This window comes from Microcystis viridis FACHB-1342 (assembly GCF_014698335.1).
GTDB lineage: Bacteria > Cyanobacteriota > Cyanobacteriia > Cyanobacteriales > Microcystaceae > Microcystis > Microcystis ichthyoblabe_A.
In genome coordinates this window covers 1-18,141 of the sequence record NZ_JACJSV010000084.1, presented here as the reverse complement: position 1 = coordinate 18,141, position 18,141 = coordinate 1, and the positions used below count along the sequence as shown (strand labels likewise).

Sequence of the window (18,141 nt, the reverse complement as noted above, 5' to 3'; positions counted from 1 at the left end):
TTGTAAATCGCCCCCTAAACTTAATTCTAGTAAAGCATCAGCCCGATCCTCCCGTTCTTTTAGTAGAACAGGAATACTACGAATTGCCCAAGAGCGATCGCTCTCCCCCTCTAAACTTTTGTGAAAAAAGCAACCTGAGGACTTAAAACTTAATCGCATAATTGGGAAAAAACCAACGATAACATCCTTGCAAGTATCCCTCGACTAAAGAGGAGCCAACCCGATGAAACCAATTACTTTCACCCTATCGGTGCTACTGGCCACCACTGGCCTACTCGTTCAACCAGGAGGCTTCCTGATGGAAAACATTCCACCCATCCTCGCACAGGAGCAGACCGCTTCTAGAGTCTATCAGAAAGCCAGCCCCGCCGTCGTCACCGTCAAAAATGGTAGCGGCCACGGTAGCGGCTTTCTCGTCAGTCCCGACGGTATCATCATTACCAACGCCCACGTTGTTGCGGACGGACCCCGGGTGGTGACGGTGAAATTTTCCAACGGACAGCAGGCCTCAGCAGACGTGATCGGCTTCGCTAAAAATGGCGTGGATTTAGCCGTCCTGCGGATTTATAACCGCCAAAACCTGCCCTATCTTCCCCTCGCCCGTGCGAACTCCGCCAAGGTCGGCGAAAGCGTTTTCGCCATCGGCACACCCTTAAACGAGGACTATCAAAACACCCTCACCCAGGGCATTATCAGCCGTCTCGACCCCGAAAAAGGCATTGTGCAACACAACGCTAATATCAACAAAGGCAATTCCGGCGGGCCGCTTTTGAATTCACAGGGGGAAGTGGTGGGGGTTAACGTCGCGGTCAATATCGGGAGTTCCGTTTACGACGATGCGGGAAACCCGATCGGCCATACCCAGAGCGGGATTAATTTCGCCGTTTCCCTCGATCGCCTGCAAGCTTTCCTCACCGCAGTTAAAACAGGCGATGTCTCCACCGTCTCAACATTAGGACAGCAAGAGCGGATACAGTTACTCGCCCTCCCTCTTAACGGTCAGACCGTTCAAGGCAACTTGACCAAAGACCAAAACGAGCAATATTACGGGTTCGAGGGTCGTGCCGGACAGAAAATCGTTCTGGATATGAACAGCAACGAGATCGATCCCTATCTTGTCCTCTATCGCGTTCTCCAATCTTCCGAGGGGACAAAATACCCAGAGGTCGCCCGTAGTAACCAGCGTGTCGATCGCGCCCCCGGGGATTTTAACGCTCGACTTGTAACCGAATTACCCGCCGATGGAGTTTATATCCTAGTGGCCACCTCTCGCGAAGGGGGTGAATCGGGTCGCTACACCCTCAACGCCGCCGCTAAACCTTAAATAATCCCATTTTGACCCTAATCACGATTCTAATCCCTATTTTCTGAGGAACTATCCCTATGAACTCTAGACATATTTCCCACCGTCTCGCTTGCGTCGGCCTCCTCGCCACTGTCCTCCTCGGTGGTATCGCCCCCGGTTTCAGCCAATCGACCACCCCGAATCGCGTCACCTTCTTCTGTAAAGAGGTGTTCGATCGCGCATCGGGAGGAAAAATCCCCGCCACCCTCGCTTGGATTCCCCAAAGGAGCGGCAATGTGCGGATTATCGGCTGGAAATCGGAATATTTCTCCAAACGTTCCCCAGTTCGTTGCGAGGAAGTCACGAAAAAATTCCAGGAAGCCTATAATCAAGGGCGTTTTAACTATCTCACCACCGGCCGGGCGAAGGGATACCCGATCATCTGCAGCGTTTCACGATCCGGCGATCCCTGCGACGGCAATAGCCAACTTTTTACCCTTAAACCCCACGATAATCCAGATTTAGTCTTGCAACAACTCATGGACATCCTAGAGGGGAAAAGCTCGGATATGCTCCTCCAGAATTCCGGAGATAAAACCTATATCTCGATGACGGAGTTTTTCGCCAAAGCTCCACTCGCCGATCGCGACGCGCCCTGTGGTACAAGATCGGCTGGCCCGCAAAATAATTGCGTTCCCACCCGCTAGAATTTTCGCTGTTTTACCCCGAATTTCCCCATAATAACCATGTTGAAACCCTTTCCCCTACTCCTAAGCCTCCTACTTCTGCCCGTCGTACCGGTTAAAGCGCTATCCCCTTTCTCTGCTCCGGCGATCGTGGCGGAAGACAGCCCAAACGCGCAGATCGAGCGATCGATCCGTCAAGTCACTGTTAAGATTACTAGCGAGATAAATCGGGGATCGGGAATCATTATCGGGAAAAAAGGCAGTATATACCTCGTTTTGACCAACGCTCACGTTACCCGCGGCGCGACCACCCTACAGATCCAAACCCACGACGGCCAAACCCGCACAGCCTCGATCGTGCCGAATTCCCTTTTAAAAGATAAGGATCTGGCCCTAGTGGAGTTTAGCGATACTAGGAATTATCCGATCGCTAAAATTAGCGCCATTCCCCTAGAAGCGGGACTAGATATCACCGTAACCGGTTATTCCGCAGAAACGGGGCAGTACACCACCGATAACGGGAAAATTGAACAGACGAGCGATCGACCCCTCCGGGAGGGCTACAGCGTCGGTTATAGTGGCGAGATCGTGCAGGGAATGAGTGGCGGTGGTATCTTTTTCGAGGATGAGTTAATCGGCATTAACGGGCGATCGGCCTATCCGATTCTCTCTAACTACACCTACGAAGACGGTACAAAACCCACAGACGCGGAAATCCAACAGATGAGAGCGGTTAACTGGGGCATTTCCATCAATACCCTATTAACCTACATCCGGCCCGAAATCCTCACCGCGTACCAATTACCCTTACCGAAAAGCTCACCGGGCATCGAAAACCCCACCTATACTGGCTATATCGCCCAATTAGAAACAAAAGCGAAGGGTTTCACCGTCCGGATCGATAGTAGCAGTCAGGCCAACGGTAGCGGCGCAATTATCGCCCGCGAAGGAAAAACCTACACTGTCCTGACTGCGGATCATGTCCTCTGTGAGAAAATCGCCGAGGAGAAAACCTGTGCCGATTACACCTATACCCTCACCACCAGCGACGGCAAAACCCTTCCCCTCGACCGAAAAACCATTATTCGACAGGAAGGGGTCGATCTGGCCATTTTTACCTTCGAGAGTAACGAGAATTATCCAGTCGCAGAAATCGCCAACTATAGCCCCAATCGAGAGAGTCCCATTTTCGTGGCGGGATTCCCGAAAATCGGCGATAAACGAGCGGGATGGCTCTTTAGCGGCGGTGCAGTGAAAAGTCAGGAGGAAGGACTTCTCGCCACGCGACAGAGTGATTTTACGATTACCCAAAGTGGGGCATCGATCAGGGTTAGTTCCCTGAGCGGCGGTTACGATATGGTCTATACCAGTATTACCTTCGGCGGTATGAGCGGCGGTCCAGTCTTAAACGCTGCAGGACAGGTGATCGGTATTCACGGACGCTCCGAGGGGGTTAAGGGTAAAATTCAGCTAGGTTTTAGCTTAGGGATTCCGATTAGTAGTTTTATCGGTTTACAGGAAAGATTTCGAGTTAAATTATCTTCTTTCGTTACCGCTCAACCCCAGTTAACAGCACAACAACAGCAGCAGATCGATCGCACTCTTGTCAGTGTAGAAGTACCGGAAACCAACGCCTCCGCAGACATCTGGATCGAGCGGGGAAATCAACTCTGGCGCTTGAAAAAAGACGATCGCTCCCTGCAAGCCTTCGATCGGGCGATACAATTAAACGATCCCGAATACACCTATTTAGCTTGGTACGGTAAGGCAAGGGTTTACGGGCGCAAATACAAAGCTCGGGAAGCGATCGAAGCCCTCGATCAAGCCCTCGCCACTCTACCCGCTCGCGAGAAAGGTTCGGAATTTCATGGGGGAATTTTAAATTATCAGGGTGTATTTTATGAGCAGATGAATCAATCCGAAAAAGCGATCGATAGTTTTGAACAAGCGATCAAAATCTCTCCCCAGAATCCCAACTATTACAATAGTCTATCGTCGGCACTACAAAACGTAAAACGTTACGATCGAGCCTTAACAGCGATTAACCGCGCCATAGAAATCGCTCCTCGCTCCGGTTGGTATAGCAATCGCGGGAATATATACAGAGGTCTAAAAAAATGGGATCTCGCTTTAGCTGATTATAATCAAGCTCTGGTGTTGAATCCGAATAACCCTAGGGCTTATATAGCTCGCGCCGATGTGTACGAAGAGCGGAAAGAATGGGATTTAGCCCTGGCTGATTATAACCGAGCCATCGAGATCGATGCTAATTTCGCGCCAGCCTACCGAGACCGGGGACGTTTTTACATGGCTCGAAAACAATGGGATTTAGCCCTAGCGGATTTTAACAAAGCAATTACCATCGATCCTAACAATCCTAGCTCTTATGAAATGAGAGGTATTTTTTATATTTTTCAAAGTGAAGAGGAGTTAGCGATCGCCGATCTCACAAAAGCGATCGAAATCAATCCCTATTCCGTTGTCGCCTATTTAATGCGCGGTTTCGCTTACGACAACTGGCAAAAATGGGATTTAGCCCTAGCGGATTTTAATAAAGCGCTCGAACTCGATCCGAATTCCGGCTTCGGTTATGAGAGTCGCGGGCAATTCTATACGGAGCGGCAAGAATGGGACCTAGCCCTAGCGGATTTTAATAAAGCGCTCGAACTCGATCCGAATTCTGGCGCGGGTTACGAGTTGCGGGGAACTCTTTACAGTCACCAGAAAAAGTGGCATCTCGCTCTCGCCGATTTGAACAAGGCGATCGAACTCGGTTATTTTAGTAGTTATGGCAATCGAGGAAATTTTTATTTTCAACAACAAAAGTGGGAGCTCGCCCTCGCTGATTTTAACAAGGCGATCGAACTCTCGCCATACCCCGAATTCGCTTACGCATCTAGAGCAATTTTATACTGGGATCGAAAAGAATGGGATCTGGCCCTCACCGATTTAAGTCAAGCGATCCGAATTAATCCTTATGTAGAGTTAGCCTATCGCTATCGGGGAGATACTTATCGCCATCAAAATCAATTCGATCTCGCCCTCGCCGATTATAACAAGGCGATCAAGCTTAATAGTAACGATGCAGAACTGTATTACAACCGTGGGGAAATTTACCGACAACAGCAAAAATCGGATATCGCCTTAGCTGATTACAGTCGGGCGATCGAACTCGATCCGAAATACTGGTCGGCTTATTTACAACGTTATATTATTTATGATCAACAAAAGAAATGGGATTTAGCGATTGCAGATATCACGAAAGTTATCGAGATCAAGCAATTTCCCAATGCCTACGTCGCACGCGGCCTCAAGTACCTAGAATGGCAAAAATGGGATTTAGCTCTAGCGGATTTTAATCGGGCGATCGAGCTTAAGTCAGACGATGCTTCGTTTTACTTTACGCGAGGAATGCTTTACTATCAAACTCAAAAATGGGATTTAGCTCTAGCGGATTTTAATCAGGCAATTGAGATTAAGTCAGACGATGCTTCGTTTTACTTTACGCGAGGAACCCTTTACTATCAAACTCAAAAATGGGATTTAGCTCTAGCGGATTTTAATCAGGCGATCATTCTCGATCCCAAGCTCAAGGACTCTTATAATTTACGGGGAGAAATTTACAAAAGACAAAAACGCTATCCCGAAGCTCTCCAAGACTATCAAAAAGTTCTCGAACTGGACGAAAAAGATCTGATTGCGATTACCAATATTGGCTTAATTCATTACGAACAAGGCGATCTAAATTTGGCCAGTAGCCAATTTCAAAAAAGTCTGGAAATTAACCCCCAATCTGCCGAAAATCAACTGGCTCTCGCTATTACTCTCTACCGTCAAGGCAATACGGAGAAAGCGATCAAACTTGCTAAAAGTGCGCTTAAAATCGACCCTGAATTTGCTCAGGTTGAAACCCTGCAAAAAAATCTCTGGGGTGATCAAATCATCGCCGATGCTCGAAAACTGTTCTCGCAACTGTAGTAGTTCGTAGTAGTTCGTAGGTTGGGTTGAGCGAATAAATATGTTAAAGAAAACCTCTCAATTCTCAGGGAAAGCGAAACCCAACACCCAACCCCTAAATCCGTCTGAATCTTTTTGTTGGGTTTCCTTGGGTGTATTGTTGGGTTTCGTGCCTCAACCCAACCTACTTTAGCTAGTAGGAGGAAATAAAACTGGCGATAAAAGATGGTATGAAAAAAACATTCCCATCGCCGAAAAAAGATTTGAAGCCTATTTAAAAACCTTAACGGAGCAAAATCTATGATTACCTTTGATGAAGAAATGGATAAACTGCCCTCTGAAAGAAGGGCAAAAATTGAAGCTAAAACCCAAGAGCTTTTACAAGAAATGCAAATCATTGATGAACTTCTTCAACGTCTAGGACTTGCTTCAGAAGAAATCACGGAAAGCGAAAGTGAACAGCCCTGTTTCTCAGCAAAATCGGATGATTTAAAACAACATCTTACCCTAGAAAATTTAACCCGTATGATGAGGGAATTAGGGGGAGAATGGGAACTTACCCTTAAATTTCCTGAGCAACAAGTGATTAAATTAAGTAGTGAGCGCCCGTAGTTTTCTAGGTTGGGTTGAGCGAATAAATATGTTAAAGAAAACCTCTAAATTCTCAGGAAAAGCGAAACCCAACAGCCAACATCTAAATCTGTCTGAATCTTTTTGTTGGGTTGCCTTGGGTCTATGGTTGGGTTTCCTTAGGTCAATCCAACCTACTTTAGTTTCCTTGGGTCAATCCAATCGACGATAATTGCTATGATTACTATAGTCCGTAGTCGTGGTCTTTGGTTATTTTCCATATTATGCTCGCTTCTACTCAGGAACTCCTCGAAACCGCTCGCAAAAATATCTATGCGATCGGAGCTTTTAATGTTTATAACCTAGAAGGGGTCAAAGCGGTGATTAGTGCCGCCGAGGATTGCCGTAGTCCCGCTATGTTGCAAATTCACCCCAGTGCTTTGCGTTATGGCAGTTCTACCCTCGTCGCTCTCTGTTTAGAGGCCGCTCGCTCGGCCAAGGTTCCTATCTCAGTCCATCTTGACCATAGCACTAAAGCCAGCAACATCTACGAGGCCCTAGAAGCGGGGATGACCTCAATTATGGCCGATGGCTCTCATCTTCCCTACCAAGATAATCTCGCTTTTACCAAAGAAATGACTCGTCTCGCTCACGAATACGGGGCCGTGGTGGAGGCAGAAATTGGCCGAATTAGCGGCACTGAGGACGGGTTAACTATTGCCGAAAAAGAGGCTAAAATGACAGATCCGGAGCAAGCAGTGCAATTTGTGCAGGCGACGGGAGTGGATTCTCTGGCCGTAACTATCGGTAATGTCCATGGCGAGTACAAAAGTCCGCCCCGTCTCGATTTCGATCGCCTGGCCCAGATTCGACAACTTCTTTCTATTCCCCTAGTTTTACACGGTGCTTCTGGTTTACCCCCAGAAATGATCGGGCGATCGATCCAGTTAGGAGTCTGCAAATTTAATGTTAATACGGAAGTGCGTCAAGCTTATATGCAGTCCCTAAAACGGGAAATTTGTAGGCCAGAGGATAAGGATTTATTAGAGATCGCAGGAGAGGCAATTTCCGCAATGAAATCGGTAATTATCGACAAATTAACCCTTTTTGGTGCTGTCAATAAGTCCCACCTCCACGAAACTCCCTACGCTCAAATGTTAGCGGGACTATCAGTTATCAGTAAACAGTAATCAGTTATCAGTAGATATCTGCAATTCACTGAAAAAAGACGGGTTAATCAACCAGAAAGACTTTTAGTCTTGAGATAATATTAAGTAGGTAAGTATTAAAAACTTTCCCCTTATTAAGGGGGGATCGGCACCCCCCTTATCAAGGGGGGCAGGGGGGATCGAACCTAAAATCCATTTTTAATTTAATTATAACCAGCTACTTAGCTGGAGGTCTAGCAAGCTGAAACCTCACATCTGGTAACTGATCACTGATCACTGAGATAAAATGCCAATGAAAAAATTAATTCTAGCCACGAGTAATCCGGGTAAATTGGCAGAGATAGGGGAATACTTAACTGATATCGACCTAGAATTGCAGTTAAAACCCGATGATTTAGAGATAGAGGAAACCGGGGCGACTTTTGCCGAAAATGCCTATTTAAAAGCTGCTCAAATTGCCCTAACATTGGGAGAATGGTCGATCGCCGATGATTCGGGATTGGAAGTAACCGGGTTAGGAAATGCCCCGGGGATTTACTCGGCCCGCTATGGTGAAAATGATCGAGAAAGAATTGATCGCCTCGTCAGAGAATTAGGAGATAATCAGGATCGATCGGCCCGTTTTGTCTGTGTAATTGCGATCGCCCGTCCCGATGGTGAGATTGCCTTGAGCGCCACAGGAATCTGTACGGGAGAAATTCTCACCAGTCCTAGGGGTAAAGGTGGTTTTGGTTACGATCCGATTTTTTATGTTCCCGAATACGCTTTAACCTTTGCGGAAATGTCTCCGGAATTAAAAAGAAAAATCAGCCACCGAGGACGAGCTTTTCAGCAATTGCTGCCCCATCTCAAGACTCTCGCGGGTACAAATTCATCAAGGCTCTGACTTGTTCAGCATGATAAGAGCTTCTTGTCAAGGGACTCGCAACAATTTGTAAAAATCCCAGCGACTCACCGTATTGGCGCCAAGCTTGGAACTGTTCAGGGGTAATAAATTCCTGCACACCGAGATGTTTTGGCGATGGTTGCAGATACTGCCCGATGGTGAGAATATCACAATCGACGGCCCTTAAATCGCCCATCACTTGCCGCACTTCCTCGTCGGTTTCCCCCAATCCCACCATAATCCCCGATTTTGTGTAGGTAGCGGGAACAATGGCGCGAGCGCGCTGCAATAATTCTAGAGAACGCTGGTAATCACCCTGGGGACGCACGCGACGATAGAGACGGGGGACAGTTTCGGTATTGTGGTTTAAAACTTCAGGTTTAGCAGCAAGAATTAAAGCTAAAGCCTGCCAATTGCCGCAAAGATCGGGAATCAGCACTTCGATGGTGGTTTTTGGAGAAATGCGGCGAATTTCCTCGATACAACGGACAAATTGACTAGCGCCACCATCAGCCAAATCATCGCGATTGACAGAAGTGATCACTACATGATTAAGATCAAGACGTTGCACGGCTGCCGCTAGTCGCAGGGGTTCCGTGGAGTCTAAAGGTTGCGGTTTTTTCTCAAAATCTATATCACAGTAAGGACAGGCGCGAGTGCAAGCAGGACCCATAATTAAAAAGGTAGCCGTCCCCGCGTGGAAACATTCGCCGATATTAGGACAGGAAGCCTCCTCACAAACGGTATTTAAGCCTAAATCGCGTAAAACCTCCTTAACACTGCCGACTCGTTGCCATTGCGGTGCTTTTACCCGTAACCACTCTGGTTTGACCGTCACGCCTGAACTACTCCGATAATTTTTGCCTATATCCCTAATATCCTAGCAAGTCTCGACCCAATCAAGGCCGAATATGCTATGATGATTTAGCTAAAAACTTTCGGGATGTAGCGCAGCTTGGTAGCGCACTTCGTTCGGGACGAAGGGGCCGCAGGTTCGAATCCTGTCATCCCGATTAAAGACAATCAAGGGTAGATCCCCCCGCCTATCGGCACCCCCCTTATCAAGGGGGGCAGGGGGGATCAGAGTCCAAAATCTATCTTCTATTTGATTATAACTACTTATTTACCTCCTCTAAGCCAATGTCTAGATTATTAATCAGCCAGTATCAGACGGAAGTTGAAAAGATTGTCCAATATGGCGGAAGTCGCAAGGAAACTTCGATTAGAGTCGCTTTTCAGAATTTGTTAAATGACTATTGCAAGGCGCGGGATTTTTTGTTAATTCCGGAGTTGGATTATCGCACTAAGTCGGGAAAAGTTGTCTATCCTGACGGGACGGTTAAGGATGCTTTACGGTTAGATTGGGGATATTGGGAAAGTAAGGATCAATACGATAATTTAGATGAAGAAATTGAGAAGAAGTTGGCGAAAGGCTACCCCAATGACAATATTTTATTTGAAGATTCCCAGACGGCGGTTTTAATTCAAGGAGGAGAGGAAAGACTGCGCGTCTCGATGCGCGATGATGAGGCTTTGGATGGGATTATTAATGCTTTTATTAATTATGTACGTCCAGAAGTTAACGATTTTCGAGAGGCGATTGATAGTTTTAAGGAAGATTTACCAACAATTTTAGAAGCGTTGCGGGGTTTAATTGCGTTGCAATCGGAGACGAATCGGAATTTTGTGACAGCGCGGGACAAATTTTTAGAGATTTGTCGCAAGTCAATCAATCCAGAAATTAGTCTGGAAGATGTGCGAGAGATGATTATTCAGCACATCCTGACAGAGGATATTTTTATCAATATTTTTAATGAGTCTCAGTTTCACCGGGAAAATAATATCGCCAGGGAATTACAGGGAGTGATTGAAACTTTCTTTACTGGTAATACCAAGCGCAATACTTTAGGGACTATTGAACGTTATTATGCGGTAATTCGGCGGACAGCGGCGAATATTTATAACCACCACGAGAAGCAGAAGTTTCTCAAGGCGATTTATGAGAATTTTTATAAAGCATACAATCCGAAAGCGGCGGACCGGTTGGGAATTGTCTATACACCCAATGAAATTGTCCGTTTTATGATTGAAAGTGTCGATTATTTAGTCCACAAGCATTTTGGTAAGTTGTTGGCGGATCCAGGAGTAGAAATTTTAGATCCGGCGACGGGGACAGGAACTTTTGTGACGGAGTTGATTGAGTATTTACCGAAGGATAAGTTACGGTACAAGTATAAGCATGAGATGCACTGTAATGAGGTGGCAATTCTGCCTTATTATATCGCTAATTTGAATATTGAGTTCACCTATAAGCAGAAGATGGGTGAGTATGAGGAGTTTGAGCATATCTGTTTTGTGGATACCCTGGACCATGCTGCTTCTAATATCAAGCAGATGGATTTGTTTGCCATGTCGGCGGAGAATACCCAACGGATTCACAATCAAAATGACCGCAATATTTCTGTAATTATTGGTAATCCTCCTTATAATGCAAGGCAGGAGAATTTTAATCAAGATAATGCAAATCGAAGTTATGAAGCGATTGACAAGTGCATTAAATATAGTTATGTCAAAGAAGGTAAGGCACAGAATCAAATTGTCGTCTATGATATGTACACTCGTTTTATTCGTTGGGCTTCGGATCGATTAAATAAAAATGGTATCATTGCTTTTGTATCTAACTCTTCTTTTATCGATGCGTTGGCTTATGATGGATTTAGAAAAGTAGTAGAGAATGAGTTTAGTGAAATTTATATCATTGATTTAGGTGGTAATGTCAGGAAAAATCCTAAACTTTCAGGGACAACTCATAATGTTTTCGGTATTCAGACGGGGGTGGCGATTAGTTTGATGGTGAAGCGAGAAAGTAATAATCTTCCTTGTCGAATTTTATATACTCGCCGTCCTGAATTGGATACAGCAGCGCAAAAATTAGAGTTTTTGTCATCGACAAAACTTAATCAGCTTGATTTTGAGCATATCATCCCAGATAAAAAACATAATTGGCTCAATCAATCAGATAATGACTTTGATCAACTGCTACCCTTGATTGATAAGGATGTAAAAAGTGGCAAGTCTGAGAAAGCTGTGTTTAAGTTGTTTTCACTAGGAATTGCCACTCACAGAGATAAATGGGTTTATGATTTTTCAAGAGATACGCTAGAAGCAAAAATGAGATTTTTTGTAGATGTTTATCAGAGAACTTTTGAAGATGACAATTATCAAGGACGAAATCAGATTGGGTGGGATAGTGATTTAACTCAATATCTTAGCCGCAAGATATTTAAGAAGTTTGATAATGAAAGTATTTTGACAAGTATTTATCGTCCATACATAAAACAATGGCTGTATTTTGACAAGCATTTTAATGGAAGGACTTATCAATGGTATGATATTTTAAATGCCGAGGATATTGAAAATAAATATATTGCTCTTCTCGCATTAGGAAATTCAAAGCCTTTTCATTGTCTATCTAGCAATTCAATAATTGATTTACATTTTACGGGTGACTCTCAATGTCTCCCCCTCTACTACTACGAGAAAGAAGGAAACCGTATCGATAATATCACCGATTGGGGATTGCAACAATTCCAAAACCATTACAACGATAAAACCATCACCAAACTCGATATCTTCCACTACACTTATGCAGTCCTCCACTACCCGGAATATCGCAGTAAATACGAATTAAACCTCAAGCGAGAATTTCCCCGGCTTCCCTTTTATGATAACTTCTCTCAATGGGTAGAATGGGGAAGCAAACTAATGGAATTACACATCAACTATGAAACCGTCGCACCCTACCCACTAACCCGCATTGATACTAATAATAACCTCAAACCAAAAACTAAACTAAAAGCTGACCGAGAAAAAAATTCTATCAACCTTGATGATGTCACTTTCCTACAAGATATTCCCAAAATTGCTTGGGAATATAAACTCGGTAATCGTTCGGCCCTAGAATGGATATTAGATCAATATAAGGAAAAGAAACCCAAAGATCAAACCATCGCCGAAAGATTTAATAATTATCGCTTCGTCGATTATAAAGAAACAGTAATTGACTTACTACAAAGAGTCTGTACTGTCAGCGTCGAAACCATGAAAATAATAGAAGCGATGAGACATTAAAAAGATTGCTTCTGGGAAATTTTATTCTACATTCTGCCTCCAGTAAAAACTTTTTCAGAAAACCCTAAGTAGCTGGTTATAATTAAATTAAAAATCGATTTTAGGTTCGATCCCCCCTGCCCCCCTTGATAAGGGGGGTGGGGATCCCCCCTTAATCCCCCCTTGATAAGGGGGGTGGGGATCCCCCCTTAATCCCCCCTTGATAAGGGGGGCATCTGACAACTTTTAACGCCTACCTACTTAGATCATGAAAATTGAGGAATTACTCAAAAACAAACGAGAAAAAATCATTGCTATTTATTGCTGCTAAACACGGCGCGAATAACGTGCGAATCTTTGGTTCTGTCGCACGGGGAGAAGCTGACGAAAAAAGCGATATTGATTTATTAATTGATTATTGTAGCGAACGTCGGAGTTCCTGGTTTCCTTTGCCCTTAATTCGAGAACTGGAAGCTTTGTTAGGCGGCAAAGTTGATATTGTTACCGAACAGGGACTTAAAGATAGAATCAGAGAGCGGGTACTTAAAGAAGCAATACCACTAGGAGAGATGATACCGAACGCTTGCGGGATATTTTAGAAGCAATTGAGCGTGTAGAAAAGTATGCTCCACAGGGAAAAACCCTGTTTGAACAACAAGAATTAATTCAAACTTGGATTGTCTATCATTGACAAATTATTGGTGAAGCAGCGAGAGCAACTTCTCAAGAATTTCCAGGAAGATACCCCGAAGTTCCTTGGCGAGATGCCAGCGTTCGGTGAGATGCGTCTGATGACGCATCCTCTCTGTTCAGGTTTTCTCACATTTTGCTGAGAATACGCTGGACTATATCCATTCCTGTGAAGGCTTGCCAGCCAAAAAGACCTAAAATGACGGCATTAAGGGTAATATGGGTGATTCTAGCCAATTCGTTGCCTTTTTGCATTAAAGGTACTAAAGCGGCACTGATTGAGATTAAACCCACCATCCCTAAACCGGCCAGCAGATGGGGCCCGACAAATAATTTACCGTTATTAATATAAGTCACCGCCATAGCCCCGATCGTGCCCAACACCATTAAAGCCAGGATTAGGGAGCCAATTTGATAGTGTTTAGTGCGAAAATTTTTGGGCAATAATTCTTTTTTTAGGTCTTTATCTGCTGTCCGCGTCCGTCGCCATTGTAGCCCCGAATAGAGCGCATAGATAGTTAATCCTAATAAAACCCACATGAGAATGGGATGGCCAAATTGTGACCAAGTTTTTACGGCACTGGGAATCTCGAAGTTCATAGTTGTCTGTTCTCATCAAAGATCGCTTCTTAATAAAAATTAACATGAATCGCTCGCGCTTCCTTGTTTTCTGGGTCATTAGACCTGTCATACTAAATCCCGTTTAAAAGCTATAGGAGAGGGGGGTATGGGGAGAATAAATAGAAATAGTCTCCTGAATCCTGACGACCGACTCCTATCTCCATCACTACTACCTTTGTGTAAACCAACGTTCAAATCAACCAAGGTCGATCGCAAATCGCTATGATAGAATATTGGGTCTTTAATTTCCGTCCCCTCCTCCCTTTATGAAACTGCCTGTCGTCGCTATTATCGGTCGTCCCAATGTGGGCAAATCTACCCTCGTCAATCGTATCGCTGGAGATCAACAGGCGATCGTTTTTGATCAACCCGGGATTACCAGAGATCGCACCTATCAACCGGCTTTCTGGTGCGATCGAGATTTTCAAATTGTCGATACAGGGGGGCTAGTTTTTAACGATGACAGCGAATTTCTCCCTTTAATCCGCGAACAGGCTTTAATCGCCCTAGCAGAGGCAAGTGTGGCGATTTTTGTCGTCGATGGCCAGGCAGGAATTACCGCCGGCGATCGAGAAATTGCCGCTTGGTTACGACAGCAAAATGTCCCGATACTTTTGGCAGTTAATAAATGTGAATCGGTGGAACAGGGTATCCTGCAAGCGACGGAATTCTGGGAATTAGCCATCGGTGAACCCTTCCCCATCTCGGCCATTCACGGCTCTGGTACAGGTGAACTACTTGATGCGGTGATTAAATATTTGCCACCCGGGGCGGAAATTCCCGAAAATGAAGAGATTAAAGTGGCAATTATCGGTCGTCCTAACGTGGGTAAATCCAGTCTCCTCAATGCTTTAACTGGACAACAACGGGCGATCGTTAGTCCGATTTCGGGAACTACCAGAGACTCGATCGATACTTTAATTGAACGAGAAGGACAGGTGTATCGGTTAATTGACACCGCTGGCATTCGCCGTAAGAAGAATGTGGACTATGGAGCCGAATTTTTCAGTATTAACCGTGCTTTTAAGGCAATTCGCCGGTCTGACGTGGTGTTATTCGTCATCGATGTGCTAGATGGTGTCACCGAACAGGATTTAAAATTAGCAGGACGAATCATCGAAGAAGGGCGTGCGGTGGTGCTAGTAGTCAATAAATGGGATGCGGTGGAGAAAGACACCTACACCATCAATACTTACACCAAAATGCTCCAAGATCGGCTGTATTTTATGGATTGGGCAGAAATGATCTTTGTCAGCGCCATGACGGGGCAAAGAGTCACCAAAATCCTCGAATTAGTCGATATTGCCGCCGAATCTCACCGTCGTCGCGTCAGTACCTCGGTAATCAACGATGTAATCGAAGATGCGGTTAAATGGCACAATCCCCCCACCACCAGGGGCGGAAAACAGGGGAAACTATACTATGGCACGCAAGTATCGAGTCAACCCCCCACGATCGCCCTTTTCGTTAACGATCCCCAGCGCTTTAATGATAACTATCGCCGTTACATCGAAGGGCAATTCCGGCAACAGTTAGGCTTTAAAGGAACCCCGATCCGCTTAATCTGGCGCGGCAAACCGGCGCGAGAAGTGGAAAAAACGGTTAATAGAGCCACCAAGGTCTAATTTATGGATTTATTGCGAAGTTTGCCCATCGGTCTTTATCTCGATCAACCGATTACCCGACTACATCAACTAGATGCGCGGGTAAAATTTATCTGGTTAATGGCTTTTTTAGCAGCACCTTTATTGGCTAATCCTTGGTGGCGTTTAGCTTTGGTGGGATTGTTAATGTTGTTAACCCTGTTGGCTCCTATTCCCCCCCGCGTCTGGCGGCAACAGATGGGCTGGCTGATATTTTTAGCGATTATCGTCTTTCTGATTACTGCTATCACTCCCGATGGTTTAGGGGTGAGTATTCAGCCGCGTTTACCGGAGGAAGGGCTGAATTTACCGCCAGCAAGTGATTATCAGTATGTTTTATGGGATAGAGGTCGTTTATTTGTTACCCGACGTTCTTTGGAATTAGCAGTGAGAATTAGTACCCTAATTTTTACTTTGATTTATAGCACTAATCTCTTTTTATTGACGACGGCCCCGGAAGAAATTACCGAAGGTTTAGAGAATTTAATGAGTCCTTTACGGCGATTTAATGTGCCAGTGACGGAAATTTCTCTGACTCTGACCCTCTCTTTACGCTTTATTCCTCTGGTTTTAGAAGAAGTGCAAAATCTGGCTAGGGCAGTGCGAACTAGGGCGATCGATTGGCAAAAATTAGGGATTAAAAGAAGTTTAAACGTCTGGTTAACAGTAGTGGAAAAATTACTAGATAATTTGCTTTTGCGCGCCGAACAAATAGCGATCGCTATGGAGGTTCGCGGTTTTACCAGTCCCAATCAGCATCAAGTGCGCTGGCACCAATTACAGTTAAGATGGGCTGATTTTATCGCTTTATTTTTGTTAATTCCCTTTTGGGCAGCCCGATTAGTTTGGGGGGGTTTATAGCAGTTATCAGTTATCAGTTATCAGTTATCAGATTTGAGTTTTAAGTGTGCAGTATTAAATAGAAGTTTCCTACTGTCTTTGCACTGATTACTGATTACTGTTTACTGTTCACAGCAAAAAACTCCCCACAGCCTACACCCAGCCTAGACTTTAACCTCGTTGTCACCCTTTCAGGGCGGAGATGCTGATGGTAGTGACGAGCCTGCGTTCTCAGAACCGCAATGTTTTGGAATTTATAACCGAGGAACCCTTCGCGCCTCTGGGAGGAGTAGTAATTAGGGTCTGCTGAATAAATCTAAAAACTTTGTTGGATAAGACTTTTGGACTTTTTTCCCCTCAAAAAGTGCCAGCCATTGCGGGGATCGGGGGGAAAATTCAGGTACTTTTTCCCTGAAAATTAGGTAGTTGACCACCTGAAAATCGATAAAACCCCACACCCCACACCCCACACCCTGCCCCCAGGAAAAGCTTTTTGCCGCAAACCCTAATTATCCCTCTGTGCTACCCCAGGAGAGTCCTTCCATAGAATCAATGCCACTGGCTGCTTGCCCCCCCTAAATGGTTACATACGCTACATAATCTGTTATCATTTAGATACGGCGGTTCCTCTATCCGTGTGGCACCGATAACTCTTTATTGGATAAGCGTTTCCACTTAGAAGATGTACCAGACTGAGCCTGAATCTGCCGTATGTATAGAATTGTTGATTGGGAATTTTTATTATGACATTGCAGGAAGGCACTTACACCTGGGAATACGGCGACACCACCCAGGCTCTCTGGTTCACCGCTTCTTACAACACAGTCACAAATCAATGGACTGTTGATATGAAGAAGGGGTCAATGGACCTCAACGCATTCTGGTGGTCGAATGGCGATAGCAACGCGGATGGGACTATCAGATTGTTATCGAAGGATAACAGTCTCAATATGAATGGGACTGGTATCGTCTGGGATGGATACGACAAGATTTCCGATACGGGGTTAACGGGAACGGAGCATAATGGCAGCAATCTTCTGACTGCGGGTAATACCTACACTTACAGCTACAGCAAGGATCAAGGGGTAGAGATTGAATCGTTATTGGCTCAGGGTGTTGTCACCCTTGGTGTCAGAGCCACAAGCGTCAATGGCACTGGTGGTATCAAGGTGGTAGATGGGCAATTTGTTTTCGTTCCCTACGACAATACCCCACCCACAGTGACGGTCGATATCGTTAATGCTTCCTTGAACGACGGAACTAACAGTTCTCTAGTCAGCTTTGAATTCAGCGAAGATGTCACCGGTTTTGACAACAGTGATGTGAACGTCAGCGGTGGAACCCTGAGCGACTTCACCCAAGTGGATGGCAACAGCTATACGGCCATCTTCACGGCCGACGATGCTGTGGAAACCACCGGCTCGGTGTCCGTGGCAGCCGATAGCTACACCGATATTGCCGGTAACAATGGTGGAGCGGGTACGGATACGGTGACGATTGACACGCTCAATCCGACCCTCGCAGTCGATATCGTTAATGCTTCCTTGAACGACGGAACTAACAGTTCTCTAGTCACCTTTGAATTCAGCGAAGATGTCGCCGGTTTTGACAACAGTGATGTGAACGTCAGCGGTGGAACCCTGAGCGACTTCACCCAAGTGGATGGTAACAGCTATACGGCCAT

The 18,141-nt window shown here is 45.3% G+C and carries 12 protein-coding genes, 1 tRNA gene and 2 pseudogenes; 13 read left to right on the top strand and 2 right to left on the bottom strand.

Annotated elements, in window-relative coordinates; genetic code table 11:
- The first annotated feature begins 223 nt into the window (after positions 1 to 223).
- The 6 genes from H6G40_RS20205 (at position 224) to rdgB (ending at position 8,553) form a co-directional block, all read left to right on the top strand.
- Positions 224 to 1,324, top strand: coding sequence for a S1C family serine protease (locus H6G40_RS20205; protein ID WP_069475028.1), 1,101 nt, complete (start codon positions 224 to 226; stop codon positions 1,322 to 1,324).
- 59 nt (positions 1,325 to 1,383) lie between these two features.
- Positions 1,384 to 1,992 (top strand): COP23 domain-containing protein, encoded by a 609-nt coding sequence (locus H6G40_RS20200; protein ID WP_149977032.1) that lies wholly within the window; start codon positions 1,384 to 1,386, stop codon positions 1,990 to 1,992.
- 39 nt (positions 1,993 to 2,031) lie between these two features.
- Positions 2,032 to 5,949, top strand: a complete 3,918-nt coding sequence (locus H6G40_RS20195) for a serine protease (protein ID WP_190538192.1) — start codon at positions 2,032 to 2,034, stop codon at positions 5,947 to 5,949.
- Between the two features lie 279 nt (positions 5,950 to 6,228).
- The gene (locus H6G40_RS20190; RefSeq protein WP_016514503.1) at positions 6,229 to 6,540 is read left to right on the top strand and encodes a hypothetical protein; all 312 of its coding nucleotides are present in this window, start codon (positions 6,229 to 6,231) and stop codon (positions 6,538 to 6,540) included.
- A gap of 242 nt (positions 6,541 to 6,782) precedes the next feature.
- On the top strand, positions 6,783 to 7,688 hold the full coding sequence (locus H6G40_RS20185) for a class II fructose-bisphosphate aldolase (protein WP_002737908.1): 906 nt from the start codon (positions 6,783 to 6,785) through the stop codon (positions 7,686 to 7,688).
- A 271-nt stretch (positions 7,689 to 7,959) separates the two neighbouring features.
- Positions 7,960 to 8,553, top strand: coding sequence for an RdgB/HAM1 family non-canonical purine NTP pyrophosphatase (gene rdgB / locus H6G40_RS20180; protein ID WP_002736403.1), 594 nt, complete (start codon positions 7,960 to 7,962; stop codon positions 8,551 to 8,553).
- On the opposite strand, the gene lipA is transcribed toward rdgB, so the two are convergent.
- Positions 8,516 to 9,421, bottom strand: a complete 906-nt coding sequence (lipA, locus tag H6G40_RS20175; protein ID WP_071783949.1) for a lipoyl synthase — start codon at positions 9,419 to 9,421, stop codon at positions 8,516 to 8,518. The two genes, rdgB and lipA, sit on opposite strands and share 38 nt — an antisense overlap.
- A 71-nt stretch (positions 9,422 to 9,492) precedes the next feature.
- Between lipA and H6G40_RS20170 the strand changes: the two genes are divergently transcribed.
- The 4 genes and pseudogenes from H6G40_RS20170 to H6G40_RS20155 all read left to right on the top strand — a co-directional run.
- Positions 9,493 to 9,566: transfer RNA gene (locus H6G40_RS20170), tRNA-Pro, on the top strand.
- Between the two features lie 127 nt (positions 9,567 to 9,693).
- Positions 9,694 to 12,684: a type ISP restriction/modification enzyme gene (locus H6G40_RS20165; RefSeq protein WP_190538191.1), complete on the top strand. Its 2,991-nt coding sequence runs from the start codon at positions 9,694 to 9,696 to the stop codon at positions 12,682 to 12,684.
- A gap of 247 nt (positions 12,685 to 12,931) precedes the next feature.
- Positions 12,932 to 13,262 (top strand): annotated as a pseudogene (locus tag H6G40_RS20160) (nucleotidyltransferase family protein).
- A pseudogene (locus tag H6G40_RS20155) lies at positions 13,247 to 13,435 on the top strand (HepT-like ribonuclease domain-containing protein); the annotation flags it as partial. The pseudogenes H6G40_RS20160 and H6G40_RS20155, both read left to right, overlap by 16 nt.
- A 47-nt stretch (positions 13,436 to 13,482) precedes the next feature.
- Here H6G40_RS20155 and H6G40_RS20150 read toward each other — a convergent pair.
- Complete coding sequence (locus tag H6G40_RS20150) at positions 13,483 to 13,953, bottom strand: DUF4079 domain-containing protein (protein ID WP_002735750.1); 471 nt, start codon at positions 13,951 to 13,953, stop codon at positions 13,483 to 13,485.
- 287 nt (positions 13,954 to 14,240) lie between these two features.
- On the opposite strand from H6G40_RS20150, the gene der reads away from it, so the two are divergent.
- The 3 genes from der to H6G40_RS20135 form a co-directional block, all read left to right on the top strand.
- Entirely contained in the window at positions 14,241 to 15,599 is a 1,359-nt protein-coding gene (gene der / locus H6G40_RS20145) for a ribosome biogenesis GTPase Der (protein ID WP_002735647.1), read from the top strand.
- A gap of 3 nt (positions 15,600 to 15,602) precedes the next feature.
- A complete protein-coding gene (locus H6G40_RS20140; RefSeq protein WP_069474874.1) occupies positions 15,603 to 16,478 on the top strand; it encodes an energy-coupling factor transporter transmembrane component T family protein in 876 nt (291 codons plus the stop codon).
- 722 nt (positions 16,479 to 17,200) lie between these two features.
- Positions 17,201 to 18,141, top strand: a 941-nt coding sequence (locus H6G40_RS20135) for an Ig-like domain-containing protein (protein ID WP_242028809.1), incomplete at its 3' end; no start/stop codon positions are given.

Coding starts and splice junctions, on each gene's coding strand:
- der (WP_002735647.1), top strand. CDS start 14,241: ATGAAACTGCCTGTCGTCGCTATTATCGGTCGTCCCAATGTGGGCAAA.
- H6G40_RS20200 (WP_149977032.1), top strand. CDS start 1,384: ATGAACTCTAGACATATTTCCCACCGTCTCGCTTGCGTCGGCCTCCTC.
- H6G40_RS20190 (WP_016514503.1), top strand. CDS start 6,229: ATGATTACCTTTGATGAAGAAATGGATAAACTGCCCTCTGAAAGAAGG.
- H6G40_RS20150 (WP_002735750.1), bottom strand. CDS start 13,953: ATGAACTTCGAGATTCCCAGTGCCGTAAAAACTTGGTCACAATTTGGC.
- H6G40_RS20205 (WP_069475028.1), top strand. CDS start 224: ATGAAACCAATTACTTTCACCCTATCGGTGCTACTGGCCACCACTGGC.
- H6G40_RS20140 (WP_069474874.1), top strand. CDS start 15,603: ATGGATTTATTGCGAAGTTTGCCCATCGGTCTTTATCTCGATCAACCG.
- rdgB (WP_002736403.1), top strand. CDS start 7,960: ATGAAAAAATTAATTCTAGCCACGAGTAATCCGGGTAAATTGGCAGAG.
- H6G40_RS20185 (WP_002737908.1), top strand. CDS start 6,783: ATGCTCGCTTCTACTCAGGAACTCCTCGAAACCGCTCGCAAAAATATC.
- H6G40_RS20195 (WP_190538192.1), top strand. CDS start 2,032: ATGTTGAAACCCTTTCCCCTACTCCTAAGCCTCCTACTTCTGCCCGTC.
- H6G40_RS20165 (WP_190538191.1), top strand. CDS start 9,694: ATGTCTAGATTATTAATCAGCCAGTATCAGACGGAAGTTGAAAAGATT.